Source organism: Micromonospora sp. 050-3, from assembly GCF_046549335.1.
GTDB classification, from domain to species: domain Bacteria; phylum Actinomycetota; class Actinomycetes; order Mycobacteriales; family Micromonosporaceae; genus Micromonospora; species Micromonospora trifolii.
Map to the genome: position 1 here is coordinate 1,245,948 of NZ_JAJPVX010000002.1, position 21,640 is coordinate 1,267,587.

Consider the following 21,640-nt stretch of genomic DNA (forward strand, 5'->3'; position numbering starts at 1 on the left):
CAGGTGACGGACGCGACGGGGGATATTGCAGACTGTGTTTGCGACGACACTCATCGCCGTGACGATGCAACCACCACAGCACCCGGGGCCGCCGTACCCGCCGTCGTTCGGCCAGACGCCGCGACCGAACTGGTTCCGCCGGGCAACTCCCGCCAGCCGGGTCGCCGTGATCCTCGGCTCGGTGACGCTGTCGATCCTGCTGCTCTGCTGCGCCGGCACCGCCATTGTCGGCGCGTTGACCGGCGAGCCGGAGCCGACGAAGACCGGCACCGCCGCCGAGCAGCCGCAGCAGCCGATCCTGGCCGCGCCCGGCGAGCCGACCGAGGAAGCCCCGGCCCAGGAGGAGTCGCCGCTCGCCGCGCCCTCCAACGTGCCCTCGTCGGAGCCCGCCACGGCGCCCTCGTCTGAGCCCGCCACGGCGCCCTCGTCGGCGGCAGCCGTGCCGGTGGTGCAGGTGACGACCGTGAGGGAGCAGGCCACGGTCCGGTACGGCGAGCGGACCGTCAAGGACTCGTCACTGGCCGAGGGCAAGCGGGTCGTCCGGACCAAGGGCGTGAACGGCGTACGGACCCTGACCTACGAGGTGACCACCACCGACGGCGTGCGGACGGCCAAGAAGCTGGTCAAATCCGCCGTGACGAAGCAGCCGGTGACCCAGGTCGTCGCCGTCGGCACCAAGAAGCCGCAGTCGTCGAAGTGCGACCCGAACTACAGCGGCTGCGTCCCGATCGCCAGCGACGTCGACTGCGCTGGTGGCAGTGGCAACGGCCCCGCCTACGTCAGCGGGCCGATCAGGGTGATCGGCGACGACATCTACGACCTAGACCGAGACGGCGACGGCATAGCCTGCGACTAACCCCCCGCCCCCTGGACCCCCGGACCGCCCTCCGCCCCCGCCGATCTTGCACTTTCTGTGCTCATCTTTCGTGTCGTATCGGGCATATCGACGACAGGAAGTGCAAGATCGCGGGGGCGGGGGCGGGGGCGGGGGCGGGGGCGGGGGCGGGGGTCCGAGGTGTGAGGCTTTAGCACGGCAGGGGGTGGGTTGGGGGGTTGTCCACAAGGGGGACGGTTATCCACAGGTGGTCGTCGCGGGACCTCTCTGGGGTCCTGGGTTGGTCAGCCTGCTCCCATGGCTACTCAGTTGTGGCGTACTGACGCACTGATGCGGCAACTCACCGTTGGGCGGATCCGTAGTCGGCTCGACCGCGAGGAACTGCACCGCGTGCGCAGAGGGGTCTACGCCGACCAACCTGCCAGCGACGACGACGAACTGCGTGCACTGATGCTCCGGCTGCCCGATGGGGCAATGTTGGCGAGGCAGAGTGCCGCCCGCCGACACGGCTTCGGCGTGCTCCGTGACGATCTGATCCACGTGCATTTGCCCGCCGAGGTGCCGAAGCCCCGTTTACCCGGGGTGGTCGTCCACCGGACGGTTTTACCCGCGCGGCCGGTCCTCGTCGACGGTCTGCCCTGTGTGCCGGCGGCTCGGTGTGCGGTCGACCTGGCTCGCGCCGTTCGGCGGCTCGACGCACTCCCGGTACTCGACGCTGCGCTCCGGTCGGGCTTGGTCACCCAGGATGACCTGCTCAGCGAGGTCGCAGCCCATGATGCGCTGCGTGGTGTTCGCCAAGCCCGGCAACTCATATCGCTGGCCGACGGCAGGGCTGAGTGCCGACAGGAGAGCCAGCTCCGACTGATCCTGATCGATGGAGGATTGCCTCCGCCAGAGCCACAACTATGGGTGGCCGACCGCCATGGCATCCCTCTCTACCGGATAGATCTGGGCTACCGGGAACGCCGGATCGGCATCGAGTACGACGGGCTGTCGCACCTGGACCGTAACCGGCTCAGGCACGATCGGGAGCGGGTCAACTGGCTGGACGCAGCGGGTTGGCGCATGCGCTATTTCACCGATCGTGACCTCTACCGCCGCCCCCAACACATCAGAGGCACCATCCGCGCCGCCCTCTCCTAACCAACGCCCACCCACCCCGCCCCGCCCCCTCCCGTCCTCGCTCTCGCCCTGCCGATCTTGCACTTTCTGCCCCGACAAGTAACTCATAAGAGGCATCACGGCAACACAAAGTGCGAGATCGCCGGGGCGGGGCGGGGCGGGGCGGGGCGGGGTTAGGGGGCTAGGTGGGAGCGGATTAGGAAGCGGACGCCTTCGGGGGCCTCCAGGGAGAAGCCGCTGCCTCTGCCGGGGACCACGTCGACGGTCAACGTGGTGTGTTTCCACAGCTCCCACTGGGACTTCGACATCCAGAACTCGACCGGCTCGGCCACCCCGTCCACAGCGAGGGAGGCGAGCAGCACGTCGGACGCGCCGGTGCGGAACTCGCCCGCCGGGAAGCACATCGGGGCGCTGCCGTCGCAGCAGCCACCGGACTGGTGGAACATCAGCGGACCGTGCCGCCCCCGCAGCGACCGGATCAAGTCGGCCGCGGCGGGGGTGACGGAGACGACCGACATCAGAAGAAGCCGAGCTTCTTGGTCGAGTAGCTGACCAGCAGATTCTTGGTCTGCTGGTAGTGCTCCAGCATCATCTTGTGGTTCTCCCGGCCGATGCCGGACTGCTTGTACCCGCCGAACGCGGCGTGCGCCGGGTACGCGTGGTAGCAGTTTGTCCACACTCGCCCGGCCTGGATGGCCCGCCCGGCCCGGTACGCGGTGTTCATGTCCCGGCTCCACACACCTGCGCCCAGCCCGTACAGGGTGTCGTTGGCGATCTTCACCGCGTCGTGGAGGTCGGCGAAGGAGGTCACCGAGACGACCGGCCCGAAGATCTCCTCCTGGAAGATCCGCATCGAGTTGTCGCCCTCGAAGATGGTCGGCTCGACGTAGTACCCGCCCGCCAGCTCCCCGCCCAGATCCGCGCGTGAACCGCCGGTGAGCACCCGGGCGCCCTCTTTCCGGCCGATGTCGAGATAGGACAGGATTTTCTCCAACTGGTCGTTGGATGCCTGTGCCCCGATCATCGTGTCGGTGTCCAGGGGGTGCCCCTGCACGATCTGCTCGGTGCGGGAGACCGCCGCGGCGAGGAAGTCGCTGTAGTGGCCCTGCTGGATCAGCGCCCGGGACGGGCAGGTGCAGACCTCGCCCTGGTTGAGCGCGAACATGGTGAAGCCTTCCAGGGCCTTGTCCAGGAAGTCGTCGGAGTCAGCGCTGACGTCGTCGAAGAAGATGTTCGGGCTCTTGCCGCCCAACTCCAGCGTGACCGGCCTGATGTTCTCACTGGCGTACTGCATGATCAGCCGCCCGGTGGTCGTCTCGCCGGTGAAGGCCACCTTCGCGACCCGGGCCGAGGACGCCAGCGGTTTACCGGCCTCCACACCGAAGCCGTTGACGATGTTCAGCACTCCGGGCGGCAGCAGGTCCGCCACCAGCGACAGCCAGTAGTGGATGGACGCCGGTGTCTGCTCGGCCGGTTTGAGCACCACGGCGTTGCCGGCGGCCAGCGCGGGGGCGAGCTTCCACGTCGCCATCAGGATCGGGAAGTTCCACGGGATGATCTGCCCGACCACGCCGAGCGGCTCGTGGAAGTGGTACGCCACTGTGTCGTCGTCGAGTTCGCCGAGCGAGCCCTCCTGGGCCCGGATCGCCCCGGCGAAGTAGCGGAAGTGGTCGATGGCGAGCGGGATGTCGGCGGCGAGGGTCTCCCGGACCGGCTTGCCGTTCTCCCAGCTTTCGGCCACGGCCAGGGATTCCAGGTTGTCCTGCATCCGGTCGGCGATCCGGTTGAGGATCAGTGCCCGTTCGGCCACCGAGGTGCGGCCCCAGGCGTCGGCGGCGCCGTGCGCGGCGTCGAGGGCCTTCTCCACGTCGGGTGCTGTGCCCCGGGCGACCTCAGTGAAGGTCTGGCCGGTGACCGGTGTCGGGTTCTCGAAGTAGGCGCCGCCGTGCGGCTTGACGTACTCGCCGCCGATGAAGTGGTCATAACGGGACTGCCAGTGGGTGGGCGCGTCGTAGCGCGTCATGGTTACCTCCGCCGTCGTTGTGCGGGTGTGCCGACGGCGACGGTAGTTTCAGCGACGTTGCAGCGACGTTGCGCGCTGGAGGTCGTACTCCCCGGCAAGCTGGTCTATGCGCGCGAGGGCGAGGGGCCGACGCGGCGCGCCCACCGGCAGCGCCCGCGCCATGGCCTGCCAGGCGGCCAGGTCGTCGGCGCCGGCCGGCGTCGCCGTCCAGGCCGCGAGCAGCGCCGGGTCCGCGGCAGCCAGCACTGCCGCGCGGAGGTGGCCGTCGATCAGCCGGCGCAGTCGCGCCACTCCCGGCGCGTCCGAGCCGGGCAGCAACGGCCCGGGGTACGCGTCGAGCGCGCCCGCCGGATCGCCCTGGTCCAGCCGGTCGGCGACGGTGGTGAAGTCGGCGCGGATGGTCCCGCGTAGCCGGTACGGGCGGGAGTCGAGCAACTCTGGGCCGAGGACCCGGCGTAACCGGGACAGCTCGGCGCGCAGGGTGACCGGGCGCAGCCGGTCGTCGCCGTACAGGTCGAGGCCGAGCTGCTCGCCGGTGCGCCCCTCGGGGTGTTGGAGCAGCAGCACCAGCAGTTCGCTGTGCCGTCGACCCAGTCGGATGCGTCGGCCCTCGAACCGCAGCTCCGCCTCGTCCCGGCCGAGCGCGGTCACTGTGGCGACGCCGGGTTCCGGCGGTCGGTCGACGGCGAGCTGCGACTCGGCGGCCCGGGCGGTGGCCCGGACCAGCGCCAGGCTCTGCGGAGTCGCCAGGTGGTCCCCGCCGGTGATGTCGATCGCGCCGAGCAGCCGCCCGGTGGCGGGGTCGTGGATCGGTGCGGCTGCGCAGGTCCACCGCTGGACCGGGCGACTGAAGTGCTCGGTGGCGAAGATCTGCACGCTGTGGTCCACGGCCAGGGCGGTGCCGGGGGCGTTGGTGCCGGCGTGCGTCTCGTCCCAACGGGCGCCGGGCATGAAGTTCATCCGCTCGGCGTGCCGCAGCACACCAGGGTGCCCCTCGACCCAGAGCAGCCGACCGTGCGCGTCGCAGACCGCCATCAGGTGCGCGCCGTCCTGGGCGATGCCGCCGAGCAGGTCCCGGAATAGCGGCATTACCCGGGCCAACGGGTGGACCGCCCGGTACGCGGCCAGGACGTCGTCGGCAAGCTCGACCGGCGGGGTGGCCTCCGGGTCGAGCCGTGCCGAGCGTTCCCAGGAGCGGCGGACCACCTCCCGCACCCGGTGCTGCTCGGCGCCGGCGGTCAGGAAGGCTTCGTGGGCGGCACCGATCTGCGCGATCCGCTCCGCCGGATCGACGCCGAACTCCAGGGCGAGCCACGGGTCAGCCATCGGGCGACCTCCTCGGCCCCCATCGTGACGCAGCTCACCCCCGCGCGCCAACCGTCGTGGTCTTCGGGGACGGACGACGCAGATGGCGCGACACAGGCACGAAGTCGACCGGGACTGGCTTGCGGTGGTTTGCCCGCTGGACAGCCGCGTGGAGGATGGCTGCGGCGGGTGCTTACAGAACCCTTAACCCGGGCCTGCGACGGTATGCCGGGCAAGCCGAACTGGGGGAGCGGACAAACGTGCGGGTGCTGGTGGCGGACGACGAGCGGTTGTTGGCGGACACGGTGGCCGATGGGCTGCGCCGCCTCTCGATGGCCGTCGACGTCTGCTACGACGGTGACGGTGCGCTGGAGCGGGTCGGCGTGAACCGGTACGACGTCGCGGTGCTGGACCGGGACATGCCCGGACACACCGGCGACGAGGTGTGCCGCAGCATCACCGACGCGCAGGTCGGCACCCGGGTGCTGCTGCTCACCGCCGCGGCCGGCATCCGGGACCGGGTCGAGGGTCTCGGCCTCGGCGCGGACGACTACCTGACCAAGCCGTTCGCCTTCGCCGAGTTGGTGGCCCGGGTGCAGGCCCTCGGGCGACGGTCCGCCCCGGCGCTGCCACCGGTGCTCGCCCAGGACGGCCTGGCGCTGGACGTGGGCCGGCACCTGGCCACCCGGGACGGCCGCCCCCTCGCGTTGAGCCCCAAGGAGTTCGCGGTGCTGCACGTGCTGCTGCGCGCGGACGGCCAGGTGGTCAGCGCCGAGGATTTGCTGGAGCAGGCCTGGGACGAGTTCGCCGACCCGTTCACCAACGCCGTACGGGTCACAGTGATGACCCTGCGCAAGAAGCTCGGCGATCCCGCGATCATCCACACCGTTCCGAAGGCCGGCTACCGCATCGGCGGCACGGCGTGAGCTGGACGCCCCGACGTCGGGTGCTGCTGGTGGGGCTGCTGGCGCTGCTGGCCGGCCCGATACTGCCGACGGTGGGCAGGTGGCTGTCGGGGGTGACGTGGACCTGGGGGCAGCAGTTCTGTGACCTGCCCATGCCCGGGTTGTCGGCGGTGTGCCGCAACGTGCGGCCGGGGGCGTTCATGCTGCCCCTGGTGGCCGTGCTGCTCGTGACAGTGGCCGTCCTGGTGGGGCTCTGGTTCGCCGCGGTGTGGTGCCTGCGCCCGGTCGCCGACCTGGCCGGGCCGATCCGGCACCTTGGCCCGCAGAACCTCGGTCACCGGATCCGGCCCCGGGGCAGCGACGAGTTGGCCCGGCTGTCCCGGGCGATCGACGAGATGATGGAACGCGTCTCCGCCGGGTACGAGGGGCAGCGGCGGTTCGCCGCGAACGCCTCGCACGAGCTGCGGACGCCCCTCGCGGTGCAGCGGACGCTCATCGAGGTCGGCATGGCCAGGGCACTCACCGCCGAGCAGTTGGAGTTGCTGACCAGTCAGCTGCTGGAGACCAACGAGCGCAACGAACGCCTGATCGAGGGCCTGCTCGCGCTCAGCGAGAGCGACCAGGGCCTCCGTTCGCGGATCCCGCAGCGGTTGGACACGATCGTCGAGGCGGTGTTGGCCGGTTACCTGGACCGGGCCCGGGAGGCCGGGGTCACAGTGGAGACCCACCTCGAACCCCGGGTTGTCGTCGGCGAGCGGGTGCTGCTGGAACGCCTGGTCACCAACCTGGTGGAGAACGGGATCAAGTACAACCGGCCGGGCGGTTCGCTGACCGTCGTGGTGAGCGGCGTGCCCGCGCTGTCCGTGGTCAACACCGGCCAGCCCGTGCCGGCCGAGGCGGTGGCCGGTCTGTTCGAGCCGTTCCGCCGGCTCGCCCGGGACCGGACCTCGCAGGGCGGTGGGGCCGGCCTGGGCCTGGCCATCGCCCGCTCGATCACCCAGGCCCACGACGGCATCATCGCGGCCCGGCCCGCCGAGTACGGCGGCCTGCGGGTCGACGTCCAGCTACCCACAGTGAACTGACACTTCCACCCACCTTTCCCGGGGTCCACGTACCGCTGGACCCCGCCTGTGGTGTGCCCGAGAAGGAGAGACGATGACACGCACCGTTGGCCAGGTCCGGGCCGATGTCGAGGAGGCCAGCCGCTGGCTCACCGGCCGCGTGGTCCGCACACCCGTGCTGCGCTCCCCGGTGATCGACGAGCTCGCCGGGGCGCGGGTCCTGCTCAAGGCGGAGAACCTCCAGGACGGCGGCTCGTACAAGATGCGCGGCGCGCTGCGCGCGGTCGGTCGCCTCGCCGCGGCCGGCCACACCGGGGTGATCGCGCAGAGCACCGGCAACCACGCGGTGGCGGTGGCGTTGGCGGCCCGGCAGCACGGGCTAGCGGCGACAGTGGTGCTGCCTGTCGACGCGGCACCGACGAAGGTCGACCGGGCGCGCGCGGCGGGGGCGCGGGTGGTGTTCGCCGGCACGGGCGTCGAGGAGCGGGTGGCGGCGGCCGACGGGCTCAGCGACGAGAGCGGTCACCCCGTCGTCGACGCGTACGACCACCCGGACGTGATCGCCGGGCAGGGCACCGCGAGCCTGGAGCTGATCGAGGACGCCGAGCGCGCGGGGACGCCGTTGGACGTGCTGGTCGTGCCGGTGGGTGGCGGTGGCGGGGTGGCCGGAGCGTGCCTGGCCGCCGCCGGCTCCGGCATCCAGGTGTACGGCGTGGAGCCGGTGGGCTGTGACTCGCTCGCCCGCAGCCTGGCGGCAGGTGTACGTGTACCGGTCACGCCGGCGCCCACCATCGCGGACGGGCTGCGGCCGTCCTGCGTGGGTGAGCTGCCGTTCGCCATCGTGCGGGACACGCTGCGTGGGGTCGTCCGGGTCGACGACGACGAGATCGCTGCGGCGTTCCGGCTGATCCTGACGGAGCTCAAGGTGCTCGCCGAGCCGTCCGGGGCGGCCGGCCTGGCCGGCGCCCTCCGACTTCCACCGGCGAGAGACCGACAGCGAACGGTCGGCGTGGTGCTGACCGGCGGAAACGTGGAGGCGGCGCTGGTGGCCCGGTTGATGGCCCCGCGATCCGCCGACCTGGCTGAGGAAGGGGCGGCGGCGTGAGCGCGCCAGTTCGGATCGGAATCCTGTTCGGTGGGCCGTCGGCGGAGCACGAGGTGTCCTGTGCCTCAGCGCTCGGGGTGGCCCGGGCGCTTGCCGGCGGCGGCTACCGCACTGTCGCCATCGGTGTCACCCGCAGCGGCGGCTTCCGGCTGATGCCGGACGCGTTGCTGGCCGAGTTGCGCGACCGACCGGCCGGCGAGCGGGCCATCGACGACCAGTTGATGGTGACCGGGCCGGCCGTCGAGCTGCGGGCCGGTCCGCGTCCGGGCGTCGTGCAGGTGTCCGCCGGTAACGCCCCCGGCGCTGTGCACGCCGAGCTGGACGTGGTCTTCCCGGTGCTGCACGGCCCGTACGGCGAGGACGGTGTGGTGCAGGGGCTGCTGGAGTCACTGAACGTGCCGTACGTCGGGTGCGGCATCCTCGCCTCGGCGGTCGGCATGAACAAGGTGGCGATGAAGCGGGCGCTGCGTGCCGAGGGCCTCCCCGTCACCCCGTACGTGTCGTTCGACGCGCACACCTACCGGGCGGTCGACGACCCGGAGAAGCTGGTGACCGGGCTGAGCCGGCCACTCTTCGTCAAGCCGGCCAGCATGGGCTCGTCGATCGGCATCTCCCGCGTCGGCGAGGGTGACGACCTGGCCGCCGCCGTGGAGGAGGCGCTTCGCCACGACCAACTCGTCATGGTCGAGCAGGGTGTCGCCGGCCGGGAGTTGGAGTGCGCGGTGCTCGGTGGCTGGCGTCCCGAGGCGTCGGCGGTGGGCGAGGTGCAGGTCACCGGCGGCTGGTTCGACTACCAGCAGAAGTACTTCGGCGACGCCGACCCGATGATCGTCCCGGCCGTGCTGCCGGACGAGGTGACCGCGCGGGTCCGCGAGCTGTCGCTGCGCGCGTTCGCAGCGATCGGCGGTTGGGGTCTGGCCCGGGTCGACTTCTTCTACGACGAGACGGCCGGTGAGCTGTACGTCAACGAGCTGAACACGATGCCCGGCTTCACCGCGCACTCGATGTACCCGAAGGTGTGGGCCGCCGTCGGGGTCAGCTACCGGGAGGTGGTGGACCGACTCGTCGAGTTGGCAGGGGTCCGGCACGCGGAACGGTCCGCGAGCACGGCGGGGAGCATCCGATGATCCTGCTCTCCGATCCGCGGGTGGCGGCAGTGCCCAGCGCCGACGACGGCGAAGAGTTCGTGGACCTGCGTGAGCTGCCGGAGTTGCGGCTCGACGGCCGGGCGGCCGACCCGGCCGGGGCGTACGCCCGGTTGCGCGTCGGTGTCGTGGACCGCCTGCTGGCCGCGCAGCGTGCCCTGCCTGGTGGGCTGCGGCTGCTGCTGGTCGAGGGCTACCGGCCGTACCAGGCGCAACTTGCCATCTTCACCGGCTACCGGGACGAGCTGCGCCGACGGCATCCGGACTGGTCGCCGCAGCGGCTGCACCGGGAGACCACGAAGTTCGTCTCACCGGTCGAGGTGGCCCCGCACAGCACGGGCGGCGCGGTCGACCTGACGCTGTGCACGGACGACGGGGTGGAGCTGGACCTGGGCACGGCCATCGACGCCACCCCGGAGGACAGCGCCGACGCCTGCTTCACCGACGCGAAGACGATCGGCGGCACCGCCCGTCGGCACCGACAGGTCCTGGTGGACGCTCTCGGTGGTGCGGGGATGGTGAACTACCCGACCGAGTGGTGGCACTGGTCGTACGGCGACCGTTACTGGGCGCTGATCACCGGGGCCCCGCACACCCGGTACGGGCCGGTGGACCTGGCCGCCGCACGATCGATACCCGTGCCGGCTGAACGGTAGGACGCTCCGGTCCGTACCGGTGAGTGAAGGACACCACCGAGGACGGGAGTGACGGCGATGAGGGTGCAGCGCAGGCACGTGCTGGCAGCGAGCGTGGCGGTGCTCGCCGCGGTGGGCGTGTCGGTGGGGACCAGCTTCGGGTTCGCCGACACGTCCCCGGCACGGTCGTCGGTCTGCTCCGGCTCGGTCACCTTCTCGGCGGAGGGCGGAGCGCCGGCGGCGACCAGTGACCGGTTCCCGGTCGGGACCCGGTTGCGGGTGACCAACCTGGACAACAACCGGGCGGCCACTGTGACGGTGACCGGCCCGTCGGGTAGTTGCGTGCTGCTCAACTCCGCCGCCATGGAGCTGGTCCGCGAGCCGGGGAAGAACGTGATCCGCCGCAACGTGGTGGAACGCGTCGACGGCGCGGCCCCGCCGGCCGGCGCTCCGGCACCCGGCACCGTCCGTCCCGGAGCCGCGTCGCCCGGCGCGCCCGGCCCGGCGCCCCAGTCGGCGTGCTCCGGGGCGATCACCTTCTTCGAGGAGGCGGCCGGGCCGGCGGCGACCAGCGGGCAGTTCCCGGTGGGCACCCGGCTGCGGGTGACCAACCTGGACAACAACCGGGCGACCACCGTGACGGTGACCGGGCCGTCGGGCAGCTGCGTGCTGCTCAACTCCGCCGCCATGGAGCAGATCCGCGAACCGGGCAAGAACCTGGTGCGCCGCAACACGGTCGAGGTTCTTCGCTGACCTCGGCGGAGGGGCCCGTGCACCGGGCCCCTCCGCCGCTCAGCCTGCTCAGCCGCTCAACCGAAGGCGGCGTCGAGCACGTCGGCACCCCGACCGAGTTGCCCGTCGGGGATCACCAGCGGGGGCAGGAAACGCAGCACGTTGCCGTACGTGCCGCAGGTCAGGGTGAGCAGGCCGGCGGCGTGACAGGCCGCCGAGATCGCCGCGGTGGCGACCGGATCGGGGGTGAGCGTGCCCGGCAGCACCAGCTCCACTGCGAGCATCGCGCCCCGGCCGCGTACCTCGGCGACCCGGGGATCCCGCTCGGCGATGGCCCGTAGCCGGGGGACCAGCACCGACTCGATCCGTCGGGCCGCAGCGGCCAGGTCCAGCTCGTGCATGGTCTCGATGGTGGCCAGCGCGGCGGCGCAGGCGATCGGGTTGCCGCCGTACGTGCCGCCGAGCCCACCCACGTGCACCGCGTCCATCAGCTCGGCCCGACCGGTCACGGCGGCCAGCGGCAGACCACCGGCGATGCCCTTGGCCAGTGTCACCAGGTCGGGTTCGACGCCCTCGTGCTGACAGGCGAACCAGTCACCGGTACGGCAGAAACCGGTCTGGATCTCGTCGGCGACGAAGACCACCCCGGCCGCCGTCGCCCAGGCCCGCAGTGCGGGCAGGAAACCCGGCGCGGGTACGACGAAGCCACCCTCGCCCTGGATCGGCTCGATGAGCAGCGCGGCCACGTTCTCCGCGCCGACCTGCTTCTCGATCATCTCGACGGCCCGGGCCGCCGCCTCCGCGCCGGAGAGCCCACCATCGCGTAGCGGGTAGGACATCGGCACCCGGTAGATCTCCCCGGCGAACGGCCCGAACCGGTGCTTGTACGGCATGTTCTTCGCGGTCAACGCCATGGTCAGGTTGGTGCGGCCGTGGTACGCGTGGTCGAACACCACAACCGCCGGCCGCCCGGTGGCGTGCCGGGCGACCTTGACGGCGTTCTCCACCGCCTCCGCACCGGAGTTGAACAACGCGGAGCGTTTCGCGAACCCGCCGGGCGTCAACGCGTTGAGCTGCTCGCACACCGCCACGTACGACTCGTACGGCGCGACCATGAAGCAGGTGTGGGTGAACCGCTCCACCTGCGCCCGGACCGCCTCGACCACCCGCGGCGCCGAGTTGCCCACGCTGGTCACGGCGATGCCGGCGGCGAAGTCGATCCACTCCCGGCCGTCGACGTCGGTGATCGTCCCGCCCGACGCGCTGTCCACGTAGGACGAAATCACGCTGCCGACACCCCGGGCCACGGCATCACCGCGCCGCTTGTGCAACTCCTCGCTCGACGGCATGCCTCAGCTCCCCAGGTTGTGCATGACGTGCTTGATCCGGGTGTAGTCCTCCAGGCTGTAGACCGAGAGGTCCTTGCCGTGCCCGGAGTGCTTGAAGCCACCGTGCGGCATCTCGGAGACGAACGGGATGTGCGTGTTGACCCAGACGCAGCCGAAGTCCAGTCGACGGGTCATCCGCATGGCCCGGCCGTGGTCGCGCGTCCAGACCGACGCGGACAGGCCGTAGTCGACGCCGTTGGCCCAGCGCACCGCCTCGTCCTCGTCGGAGAAGCGCTGCACGGTGATGACCGGCCCGAACACCTCGTCCTGGATGATCTCGTCGGCCTGACGCAGCCCGGAAACCACCGTCGGCGCGTAGAAGTAGCCGCGTTCGCCCTGCCGGGACCCGCCGGTCTGGATCGCCGCGTGGTCCGGCAGGCGGTCCACGAAGCCGCTGACCCGGCTGAGCTGGTTGGCGTTGTTCAGCGGACCGTAGAGCACGTCGGCGTCGTCCGGGGCGCCGGTCTTCGTGTTGCGGGCCTGCTCGGCCAGCGCCGCCACGAAGTCGTCGTGGACGCCGGGGCCGGCGAGCACCCGGGTGGCCGCCGTGCAGTCCTGCCCGGCGTTGAAGTAGCCGCCCAGCGCGATGGCCTCGGCGGCCGCCGCCACGTCCGCGTCGTCGAAGATCACCACCGGGGCCTTGCCGCCCAGCTCCAGGTGGGTGCGCTTCAGGTCGGGGGCCGCCGCGGCGGCGACCTCCATGCCCGCGCGGGTCGAGCCGGTGATCGACACCAGCTGCGGGGTCGGGTGCGACACGAGGGTACGACCGGTGTCCCGGTCGCCGCAGACCACGTTGAACACCCCCGGCGGAAAGAACTCGGCGGCGATCTCGGCGAGCAGTAGCGTCGACACCGGTGTGGTGTCCGACGGCTTGAGCACCACAGTGTTGCCGGCGGCGAGCGCGGGGGCGATCTTCCAGACCGCCATCATCAGCGGGTAGTTCCAGGGGGTGACCTGCGCGCAGACGCCGATCGGCTCACGCCGCACGTAGGAGGTGTGCCCGGCCAGGTACTCCCCGGCGGACCGCCCCTCCAACATCCGGGCGGCGCCGGCGAAGAACCGGAACTGGTCCACCGCCGGTGGAAGCTCCTCCTCGGCGGTGAGCTGACGGGGCTTGCCGGTGTTGCGCACCTCGGCGTCGACCAGCTCGGCGGCGCGTGCCTCCACGGCGTCGGCGAGCTTGAGCAGTGCCCGCTGCCGCTCGGCGGGGGTGACCTCCCGCCAGCTCTCGAAGGCGGTGGCGGCGGCGCTCATCGCCGCGTCCACGTCGGCGGCGCCGGAGATTGGGGCCTGGGCGAACACCTCACCCGTGCAGGGGTCGACCAGGTCGGCGTAACCGCCATCGGACGGGTCGACGTAGGAGCCGTTGACGAAGTTGCGCAGCTGCTGCTGGTCACTCATGAGGGATCACTCCGAGGGGGCCGGGGGCGCGGTTCTGCGGCGGTTATCGCAATCTCTCTGCCATCTTCGCTACTGAATTCGCGGCAGACAAGGGTTATCGCGACTGTTTCCGTCGACTGGTCGCTCGGCTACGCTGCTCGGCGTGGAGCATGCCCCCTTCTTCGTCGCCTCCCGCCCCGCCACCGGCGAGGGTGAGTTGACCGTCCACCACCCGTACGACGGCCGCCCGGTGGGGCGTACCACATTCGCCACGCCCGACCAGGTCGACGCCGCCGTCGCCGCGGCGGCCGGGGTGGCAGCGCAGGCCGCGGCCCTGCCCGCGCACGCCCGCGCGGCGGCCCTCGACCACGTGTCCCGGCGGCTCGCCGAGCGCGCGGACGAGATCGCCGCCCTGATCACCGCGGAGAACGGCAAGCCGCTCACGTGGGCCCGCGCCGAGGTCGGGCGGGCGGTGTCGACCTTCCGCTGGGCCGCCGAGGAGGCCCGCCGCTTCTCCGGCGAGTTGCAACGACTCGACACCGACCCGGCCGCCGGCGGGCGGATCGCGCTGGTCCGCAGGGTGCCGCGCGGGCCGGCGCTGGGCATCACGCCGTTCAACTTCCCGCTCAACCTCGTCGCCCACAAGGTGGCCCCGGCCATCGCCGTCGGCGCGCCGATCATCGTCAAGCCCGCTCCCGCGACGCCCCTGACCGCGCTGCTGCTCGGCGAGCTGCTGGCCGAGACCGACCTCCCGGTCGGGATGTTCTCGGTGCTGCCGCTGCCCAACGACCGCGCCGCCGAACTGGTCACCGAACCCCGGCTGCCTGTGGTGTCGTTCACCGGCTCCGGGCCGGTCGGCGCGGCCATCCGCCGCGCCGCGCCGGAGAAACACGTGACGCTGGAGTTGGGCGGCAACGCCGCCGTGGTGCTCTGTGCGGACTGGACAGCCGACGAGGACCTGGACTTCGCCGCGCAGCGCATCGCGACGTTCGCCAACTACCAGGCCGGCCAGTCGTGCATCGCCGTTCAGCGGGTGTACGTGCACCACGCCCGGTACGCCGATTTCCTGCCCCGACTGGTGGCGGCGGTGCGAGGGCTGCGGACCGGAGACCCCGCGTCCGAGCTGACCGACGTCGGGCCGATGGTGTCCGAGGACGCGGCCCGCCGGGTCGAGACGTGGGTGGCCGAGGCCGTCGCCGCCGGCGGCATCGTCGAGGTGGGCGGCCTCCGCGACGGCGCGACCTACCCCCCGACAGTGCTCACCGGCGTGCCGGCGAACGCCAAGGTCGTGGCCGAGGAGGTCTTCGGGCCCGTGCTGGTGGTCGCCCCGGTCGCCGACGACCAGGCCGCGTTCGCCGCGGTCAATGACTCGGCGTACGGCTTGCAGGCCGGCGTCTTCACACGGCGCCTGGACGTGGCCTTCGCCGCCGCCCGCGCCCTCGAGGTGGGCGGGGTGATCGTCGGCGACGTGCCGTCGTACCGCGCCGACCAGATGCCCTACGGCGGGGTGAAGGGCAGCGGCGTCGGCCGGGAAGGGCTGCGCAGCGCGATGGACGACTACACCGAGCCCCGGGTCATGGTGCTGACCGGCCTCACGCTCTAGGCCGGCAACGCTGCCGCGCTAGTCGGCCTGCCAGGTGCCGTCGTCGCGCACCCGGGCGGGGGCGCGGCCGAGCAGCAGGGTGGTCAGCGCGGCGTCGACGGTGTCACCGAGGAACCACTCGCCGGCCTGGTCGAGCGCGAAGACCCGGCCGCGCTCGTCCACCGCCAGGATGCTGTCCTGCTGCTCGGTGCCGATCGGAAAGAGGCGTACGCCGAGCACCGCGCCGAAGTCCGCGAGGGTGTCGGCGGTGTGCGCGATGGTGTGCGGGCGGATGTCAAAACGGGAGATCCACACCTGCTCGCCCCGGCCGCGCCGCGCACCGACCAGGCTGGGGAACGCGGTGAGCGCCTCCACGGCGGCGGGAAAGACCTCGTGCCGATGGTTGCGCCCCGGCACCGAAGTGACGTCCCGCACGGCGGCGGCGGCCATGATCTGATCCCCGATGTGTGGCCTCCAACCGGCCGCGACCAGCGCGTTCGCGACCTCCGCCGGGAACCGCCCAGGATCGGGGTCGGGTGCCTCCGGCGCCTGCCAGGTCTCGGTGTAGGCGCGAGCCGACTCCGGTAGGACGTTCGCCCGCACCAGGAAGGAGAGGCACGAGTCGCAGGGCCGCTCGGCGGGCCCACCAGCAGGATCACCCGGCTCACGGACCCGGAAGATCTCGAAGCGGGCGCCCTCCAGCAGCGCCGCTGCCTCGGGCCGCCCCATCGGCGCGATGCCCTCGGCGGCGCGGCGGTGGTCGTACTCGTGCAGGACGTCGGAGACCACGATCAGCTCCGCGTGGGCCTCCCCGCCGCGAACCAGCTCGCCGGGGGGTAGCTGGTCGAGATAGTCGCGGACCAGCGGGTGATGGTTGAGCGGCACGTCGGCCTTCGTGCCCTGGGCCGTCCAGAGCCGTCCGTCGATGGTCAGGTGCGCGGCGGTGTTCGGGGTGGCGCCCCGATGGATTTCCCGGAGCAGCAGGTTCGACGGGTCGACTGTGCGGGGAGCGGTCGGCCCAGCGGGCTGGCTGCGCCGGTACAGCTCCGCCACCACGGTGCTCGGCACCCGAGGCCAGGTGGTGACAGTGCCGGTCTGCTTGTCGATGACTGTCGTCGGCAGGTCACCCGGCACAGTGCGCACCTCGGTGGGCACGACGGACGTGATGACCCACCCCAGGTCGAACTCGTCGACCATCGCGGTGCACTCGTGGCCGAGACGCTGCGAGTCACGGCGGGCCCAGGTGGCCGCGAGCTGCTCGGCCTGTTGACGGTCGATCACGCATTGAAACTACCGGACTACACGGATCGATGGCGGCCGGTATTGTCTTGCTCTACCGACGGTGACGGGAGGGCGGCGGTGGACGAACAGGCGGACCGGGGCGTCAATCGCGAGCTAAGGGCCCGATTCGATGACGTTTATGGGCAATACCAGCAGCTCAGATCCGGTTTGGACACTCTCCAGACGCGACTCGCCGCGCTGCGCGTGACCCGTCGGTCGGCCGACGGGCAGGTGACGGCGACAGTGGGCGCGCAGGGCCAGTTGATCGAGGTCGAGCTGACGCCGGCCATCTACCGGGACCGCGACGCTGACGCGCTCGGCCGAAAGGTCACCGAAACGATCCGGGCCGCCGCGACCGCCGCCGCCGACGCCACCCGCGACCTCGTCGCCGAGACCATGCCGGCCGGCTCCGGAACGATGGACTTCCTCAAGACCGGCGATTACGCCACGCTGCTCGGTCGGGCCGACGCCGTACTCGGCAAAGGTGAGGCGACGCCATGACCGACGGGCAGCTCTGGCTTGATCCGTCCCGGGCCACCCGGGGTGGTGCCGACCTGGCGCTCGCCGGCGAGGCGGTGACTGCCCGCCGTGCGGCGGAGGGCGGGGCGATCGAGGCCGCCAGCGGCGCCCGGCCCTGGGGTCGCGACGACATCGGCGCCGTCTTCGAGCGCAACTACCGCGGGCTCGAGCAGACAGTGCTGCGAGCCTGGGCCGGCGTCGGGCACCGGCTCACCGAACTGGGCAGCGACGTGGTCGAGGCGGTCGACGCGAGCGTGCAGACCGACAGGGCCAGCGCCGCCCGGGTCGGTCGGGCCGCCGACCGGCGCTGACGGCCGACGATCCCGATGAGCGTGCTGCCGAGCCCCGTCCCGCACCCGCTGGACTACGCGCCGTGGGACGTGCCCGGCTGGATCTACGAGGCCCTCGACTGGGTGGTCGGCGTGCAGTGGCCGGAGGGCAACGAGCGGGCCGTCTGGGACGTCGCCGACCAGTGGTACGCGGTCGCCTCCGTGCTCGCCGGGCCGCACGCCGACGCCGCCGCGGCCGCTGTCGAGGTGCACAACGGGTACGGCGGCGTCGGGGCCGTCGACGCGGCGTTCGAGGCCGCCTGGCGGGGGATCGCCGAGGGCGCCGACGCCCCGCTGCCCGTGCTGCTCGCGGTCACCGCCGACCTGGGCCGACTGGTTGAGGAGTGCGGTTGCGACATCGAGGGCGCCAAGCTGGAAGTCTGGATCGAGCTGGGCATCCTGGTCATCGAGTTGCTCACGGTGGCGGTGGCGGCGGTGTTGACCGCCGGTGCGGCAACCCCGGCCGCCGGCGCGGCGATCACCGCGACGCGGCTGCTGGTCCAACAGATCTTCAAGCGGCTCATGGGCCAACTGGCCAGCAAGTCCCTCAAACACGGTCTCAAGGAGGCCGGCGAGCGGGCCGCCAAGGAGGTCGCCCGAGGTGGTGCACGCGGGCTCGCCAAGCGGGCCGCCCGGGGAGGGCTGGAGGAGGCCGCCGAGGAGGCCGGTGTCACCCTGGCCACCCAGGCGTACCAGAACTCCACCGGGCGGGCACACGGCCTGGACCTCACCGATCTCGGCGCCTCAGCGGTCGGCGGGCTGGCCGGCGGGGCGGTGGCGCCGCTGGCCGGCCTGGGCCGGCACGCGACCGGGCGGGCGGCGAAAGTCGGGGAGCACCTGGGGCGGGAGATGACCGGCGAGGTGCTCGCCGAGAGCGCGGCGAGCCTGGCCACCGGTCAGGGCCTGACCTCGATGGAGGACGTGGCGCGCGCCGCCGCGTCCGGGGCCACCGGTTCGGCGACCGGGCAGACCGACCACGCGCTACGCGCCCGGCTCGACGCGCAGGCCAACGCCCTCGCCGGAGCATCGTTCACGGGCCCTTCCCTCCCGCCCGTGCTGCCTGTCGCGGGGGATGCGGCCTTCTCGGGGGCGTCGTCCTCCTCGGGGGTGTCGTCCTCCTCGGCGGCCGCGTCAACGGCGGTCTCGCCTGCGGTGGCGGCTGCGTCTACGGGGGCTGCCGGTGGTGTGGCCGCGGGTGGTCTGGTTACGTCTGCGGGCGTTGCGGCGCAGGCGACGGAGTCCGTCGCCGCGCCGCCGCCGAACCAGTTGGCTGCGCCGACGCCACCGGTTGTCGAGCAGTCACTGGGAGCCGGTCTGGCGTCTCCGGTCGCGCCCTCACCGGTGCCGGTCGGTGCGGTGTCCGACGTGGACGTGGTGGACAGTTCGGCAGGCGCTTCCGAGGCGACAGCGTCGACGAGCGGGTCGTTCGGGGACAGAGCGGGCGTCCCGCACCCGGTCGCGGCCGACCCCACGCTCTCGGCGGTGAGTGCTGATCCGGGCACGTCGGCGATGAGTGCTGATCCGAGGCTTTCGGCGGCGGCCGCACCCGTGGCCGGGCCCCTCGAATCGGGCGGCGGGCCGGCTGCCACCGGTACGCCGCCGACCCACCCCGGCAGTTCGGCGCACGCCACCACCTCCGGACCGACCGCCTGGTCTCCGGCGACTGGACCCTCCGCACCCACGATCAACCCCGGGCTGGCGGCGCCTGTCACCTTCGGCGTCCCGACCACCACCAGCGGTCCGCTGCCGGTCGCCCCCACCCCACCAGTGGTGGGTCGGTTCGCTGTGCCGTCGCGCATCCCGACCCGGGGGGCACCCGCACCGGTGCGAGCGCCCGACCATCCGGCCCGGGGAAGGGCGTCGATCCCCGTCGACGTGGCCGCGTTCGGCGCCCCGACGGTGCGGGAGCCCGAGATCAACGACGCGTACGCGGCGCAGTGGGCCGCTGCGGCGGAAGCCGCCGAGCGGCGGCGCTACCAGGACCACTACGAATCGCTGCGGATCGGGTTCGAGAACAACCGCCGTCAGGCCGAAGCCGCCCGACTGCGCACCCGTGCCGTGGAGCACGATCGCCGAGCCGTCGAGTACGCCACCTACGCCCGACAACTGCACCAGGCCGGCAACCGGCAGTGGGCCGACGGCTGGCAGCGCGCCGCGAACGAGGAAGCTCGCGCGTACTCCGAATGGCGTGACCTGGCAGACGCGGTGCTGGCCGGCACCACCGCCCCGCCGGTCGTGGACATCAGCGCCACCTTCGAGCACGCCAACCGGGACGTGGGCGCCCTCGCGCTCGGCGCGGTGGAGACTGCCGGTCCGTCCAGGCTCACCGGCGACGACGATCCGCCGCCGATCGACGACTCCCGGCCGTACGGGCAGCCCGGAGGACTCCGGCCACCGCTCGCCCTGCACCAGGTCGACGTCGAACGACAGATGCCCCGCGGGCCGGACCGCGCCGTCACCCGCACCGCCGACCCCCGACAGGGCGGCTGGTTCGGGTTGCTCAACGACGGTGGTCCCGCGGCCGACGCCACCCGTGGCATCAACTGCCTGGACTGCACACTGTCGCTGTTCGAGACGTGGGTGCACGGGCGCCCCCGCGTGTCGGCGCCACGAACCTTCGACGGCTACCTCGACGGTGACATCCGGCGCCCGATCCGTGGCGAGGCAGGCGGCCCGGGCCGGGTGGAGGACGTGACCGGCGGGCGCTTCCAGCAACTCCTCGCCCCCGGCCAACGTACGGACGCCGCCCAGGCGCGGCAGGCCGCCGACCGGGGCTACCGCAACCTGCACGACCAACTGCTGCTGGGCGGCCACGGCAGCTACTCGTTCCTGGTCACCGAGTGGGCGCACGGCGGTTCGCACGCCTGGGTGGCGCTCAACCAGAACGGCACTGTGCTCTACGTGGACCCGCAGAACGGCGTGGTCCGGGACCGGCCGCTCTACCCCAATGTGGTCGGCATCGACGCACTGGTGCTGAGCGGGGACGGCCGGCCGATGCCGCTCGGCGGACTACCCCGGGGCCGGTTCAGCGAACGCCCCGACCTGCCGGATCACCCGCCGACGCACGACGACGGCGGTCACGGCGACCCGTACATCAACCGGATGTACCTGCTCCTAGAAGGCCCAGGCTCTTCGGGTGCCGATTTCGGCCGGGCGGAATCCGGTGATGTTGCCCGATCAATGCCCAACCTCGCCCAGCTCAGGGTGGACGAGCTGGCGGTTCTGACAGAGCTGCGTGAGCACGCTCTGGGCGCTGCTGACCAGGTCGAGAATGCTTTGACTGAGGTCGGGCAGAACGTGACCGCCGCGCTCGGCCTTGACGAACCAATCCGATTGCGGGATCGCGAGTATCGCGTCAAGGGGCTGGAATCGCTGGCGCGGAAGTACCTCGACGAGGCCCGCATCGCCACGATCGACGCGACGGACTTTGCGGCAAGCGTCAATGATGTCCTGAGGTTCTGCTTCGAGATGCCGGCGGGCCAGCGCTACAGCAACGCCGTCGACCTGGTCCTTGCCGGCCTGACCGAAGCTGGCTTCTCAGTGCCGACTTCAGCCTGCAAGAACTTCTGGCGCCAGGGGAACCGGTTCTACGGACTAAATTGCACACTTCGTTCGCCGGACGGGATGCTGATCGAGTTGCAGCTGCACACTGCGGTGTCACGAGAAGCGTGGCTGGCCACCCATGAGGAGTACGAGATCTTAAGGCGCCCGTCGAACGGTCCCGAACGACGAGTCCACGCTTTATTGCGGATGATTAGTGTGAACCGCGCAAATGGCCTGCCGGATGCGCTGCCGAGCGGGCTCGATCTCCGCTTCCCGGCCAAGGATGCCACCTTCGCCAAGTGGATCAGCCAGAACGTCGACGTCTGGCGCGAATACCGCGCCTGGCTAACTAGCCAAGGGACAAGCCTCGCACAGGTGGTACAAGGGCTGAGGCTAGGGTCTCGTGACTTCCCTATAGCACCGCAGGTTGCCGAAGAGTTGGAGCAGGAGATTGTTGAGCTATTACGTGATCTACCGGATCGATGAGCAGAGCGGGCCGGCCGGCCTCTTCGTCATGGATGCGGGCCTAGGTCAGGCGGTCCTCTGGGATCATCGCGCCCGAGCGTGGGCCCACGATTCGGGACTTGTAGTGCGCTTTCTCGACGACTATCGGAATGCGGACCGTTACAAGAACGTGAGCCGCGCTGACGCTGAGTCGGTGGTTGAAGCAGTGACTGGGGGTGAGAAGTTGCCTGACGAAGGCTCAATCCGTGCCATGTTCAACGGCGGCGGCGATCGCTAAGGTGGTGA

At 71.6% G+C, this 21,640-nt stretch carries 19 protein-coding genes; 13 read left to right on the forward strand and 6 right to left on the reverse strand.

Annotated elements, in window-relative coordinates; all coding sequences use genetic code 11:
• Nucleotides 1–64 precede the first annotated feature (64 nt).
• Both ACLJOK_RS20805 and ACLJOK_RS20810 read left to right on the forward strand, forming a co-directional pair.
• Nucleotides 65–856 carry a G5 domain-containing protein gene (locus ACLJOK_RS20805; protein ID WP_410821552.1) on the forward strand — a complete coding sequence of 264 codons (792 nt, stop codon included), beginning with the start codon at nt 65–67 and terminating at the stop codon, nt 854–856.
• Between the two features lie 276 nt (nt 857–1,132).
• Complete coding sequence (locus ACLJOK_RS20810; RefSeq protein WP_410820367.1) at nt 1,133–1,978, forward strand: DUF559 domain-containing protein; 846 nt, start codon at nt 1,133–1,135, stop codon at nt 1,976–1,978.
• Nucleotides 1,979–2,130: 152 nt separating this feature from the next.
• Here ACLJOK_RS20810 and ACLJOK_RS20815 read toward each other — a convergent pair whose 3' ends face one another.
• From ACLJOK_RS20815 to ACLJOK_RS20825, 3 genes are read right to left on the reverse strand one after another with little or no spacing between them, the layout of a single operon-like run.
• Nucleotides 2,131–2,475, reverse strand: a complete 345-nt coding sequence (locus tag ACLJOK_RS20815) for a DUF779 domain-containing protein (protein WP_410820368.1) — start codon at nt 2,473–2,475, stop codon at nt 2,131–2,133.
• Nucleotides 2,475–3,980 (reverse strand): aldehyde dehydrogenase, encoded by a 1,506-nt coding sequence (gene adh / locus ACLJOK_RS20820; protein WP_410820369.1) that lies wholly within the window; start codon nt 3,978–3,980, stop codon nt 2,475–2,477. Before adh ends, ACLJOK_RS20815 begins: the two co-directional genes overlap by 1 nt.
• A 48-nt stretch (nt 3,981–4,028) precedes the next feature.
• Entirely contained in the window at nt 4,029–5,306 is a 1,278-nt protein-coding gene (locus ACLJOK_RS20825) for a GAF domain-containing protein (RefSeq protein ID WP_410820370.1), read from the reverse strand.
• A 239-nt stretch (nt 5,307–5,545) separates the two neighbouring features.
• Between ACLJOK_RS20825 and ACLJOK_RS20830 the strand changes: the two genes are divergently transcribed.
• From ACLJOK_RS20830 to ACLJOK_RS20855, 6 genes are all read left to right on the forward strand, one after another.
• On the forward strand, nt 5,546–6,211 hold the full coding sequence (locus ACLJOK_RS20830) for a response regulator transcription factor (RefSeq protein ID WP_410820371.1): 666 nt from the start codon (nt 5,546–5,548) through the stop codon (nt 6,209–6,211).
• A complete protein-coding gene (locus tag ACLJOK_RS20835) occupies nt 6,208–7,272 on the forward strand; it encodes a sensor histidine kinase (RefSeq protein ID WP_410820372.1) in 1,065 nt (354 codons plus the stop codon). Before ACLJOK_RS20830 ends, ACLJOK_RS20835 begins: the two co-directional genes overlap by 4 nt.
• 73 nt (nt 7,273–7,345) lie before the next feature.
• On the forward strand, nt 7,346–8,356 hold the full coding sequence (locus ACLJOK_RS20840; RefSeq protein ID WP_410820373.1) for a threonine/serine dehydratase: 1,011 nt from the start codon (nt 7,346–7,348) through the stop codon (nt 8,354–8,356).
• Nucleotides 8,353–9,483 carry a D-alanine--D-alanine ligase family protein gene (locus ACLJOK_RS20845; RefSeq protein ID WP_410820374.1) on the forward strand — a complete coding sequence of 377 codons (1,131 nt, stop codon included), beginning with the start codon at nt 8,353–8,355 and terminating at the stop codon, nt 9,481–9,483. The genes ACLJOK_RS20840 and ACLJOK_RS20845 overlap by 4 nt, the downstream gene beginning before the upstream one ends.
• Complete coding sequence (locus ACLJOK_RS20850) at nt 9,480–10,157, forward strand: M15 family metallopeptidase (RefSeq protein ID WP_410820375.1); 678 nt, start codon at nt 9,480–9,482, stop codon at nt 10,155–10,157. The genes ACLJOK_RS20845 and ACLJOK_RS20850 overlap by 4 nt, the downstream gene beginning before the upstream one ends.
• A gap of 57 nt (nt 10,158–10,214) precedes the next feature.
• Nucleotides 10,215–10,889: a hypothetical protein gene (locus ACLJOK_RS20855; protein ID WP_410820376.1), complete on the forward strand. Its 675-nt coding sequence runs from the start codon at nt 10,215–10,217 to the stop codon at nt 10,887–10,889.
• Between the two features lie 56 nt (nt 10,890–10,945).
• Here ACLJOK_RS20855 and gabT read toward each other — a convergent pair whose 3' ends face one another.
• Complete coding sequence (gene gabT / locus ACLJOK_RS20860; protein ID WP_410820377.1) at nt 10,946–12,217, reverse strand: 4-aminobutyrate--2-oxoglutarate transaminase; 1,272 nt, start codon at nt 12,215–12,217, stop codon at nt 10,946–10,948.
• 3 nt (nt 12,218–12,220) lie between these two features.
• Nucleotides 12,221–13,657, reverse strand: coding sequence for a gamma-aminobutyraldehyde dehydrogenase (locus ACLJOK_RS20865; RefSeq protein ID WP_410820378.1), 1,437 nt, complete (start codon nt 13,655–13,657; stop codon nt 12,221–12,223).
• A gap of 142 nt (nt 13,658–13,799) precedes the next feature.
• Between ACLJOK_RS20865 and ACLJOK_RS20870 the strand changes: the two genes are divergently transcribed.
• Nucleotides 13,800–15,239 (forward strand): aldehyde dehydrogenase family protein, encoded by a 1,440-nt coding sequence (locus ACLJOK_RS20870; RefSeq protein WP_410820379.1) that lies wholly within the window; start codon nt 13,800–13,802, stop codon nt 15,237–15,239.
• A gap of 18 nt (nt 15,240–15,257) precedes the next feature.
• On the opposite strand, the gene ACLJOK_RS20875 is transcribed toward ACLJOK_RS20870, so the two are convergent.
• Complete coding sequence (locus ACLJOK_RS20875; RefSeq protein ID WP_410820380.1) at nt 15,258–16,499, reverse strand: SUKH-3 domain-containing protein; 1,242 nt, start codon at nt 16,497–16,499, stop codon at nt 15,258–15,260.
• 78 nt (nt 16,500–16,577) lie between these two features.
• Between ACLJOK_RS20875 and ACLJOK_RS20880 the strand changes: the two genes are divergently transcribed.
• Genes ACLJOK_RS20880 through ACLJOK_RS20895 form a run of 4 tightly spaced genes read left to right on the forward strand, consistent with a single transcriptional unit; the run spans nt 16,578 to nt 21,632 of the window.
• On the forward strand, nt 16,578–17,000 hold the full coding sequence (locus ACLJOK_RS20880; protein ID WP_410821553.1) for a YbaB/EbfC family nucleoid-associated protein: 423 nt from the start codon (nt 16,578–16,580) through the stop codon (nt 16,998–17,000).
• On the forward strand, nt 16,997–17,329 hold the full coding sequence (locus tag ACLJOK_RS20885) for a hypothetical protein (RefSeq protein ID WP_410820381.1): 333 nt from the start codon (nt 16,997–16,999) through the stop codon (nt 17,327–17,329). The genes ACLJOK_RS20880 and ACLJOK_RS20885 overlap by 4 nt, the downstream gene beginning before the upstream one ends.
• A gap of 15 nt (nt 17,330–17,344) precedes the next feature.
• On the forward strand, nt 17,345–21,376 hold the full coding sequence (locus ACLJOK_RS20890) for a toxin glutamine deamidase domain-containing protein (RefSeq protein ID WP_410820382.1): 4,032 nt from the start codon (nt 17,345–17,347) through the stop codon (nt 21,374–21,376).
• Complete coding sequence (locus tag ACLJOK_RS20895) at nt 21,345–21,632, forward strand: hypothetical protein (RefSeq protein ID WP_410820383.1); 288 nt, start codon at nt 21,345–21,347, stop codon at nt 21,630–21,632. Before ACLJOK_RS20890 ends, ACLJOK_RS20895 begins: the two co-directional genes overlap by 32 nt.
• Nucleotides 21,633–21,640 lie beyond the last annotated feature (8 nt).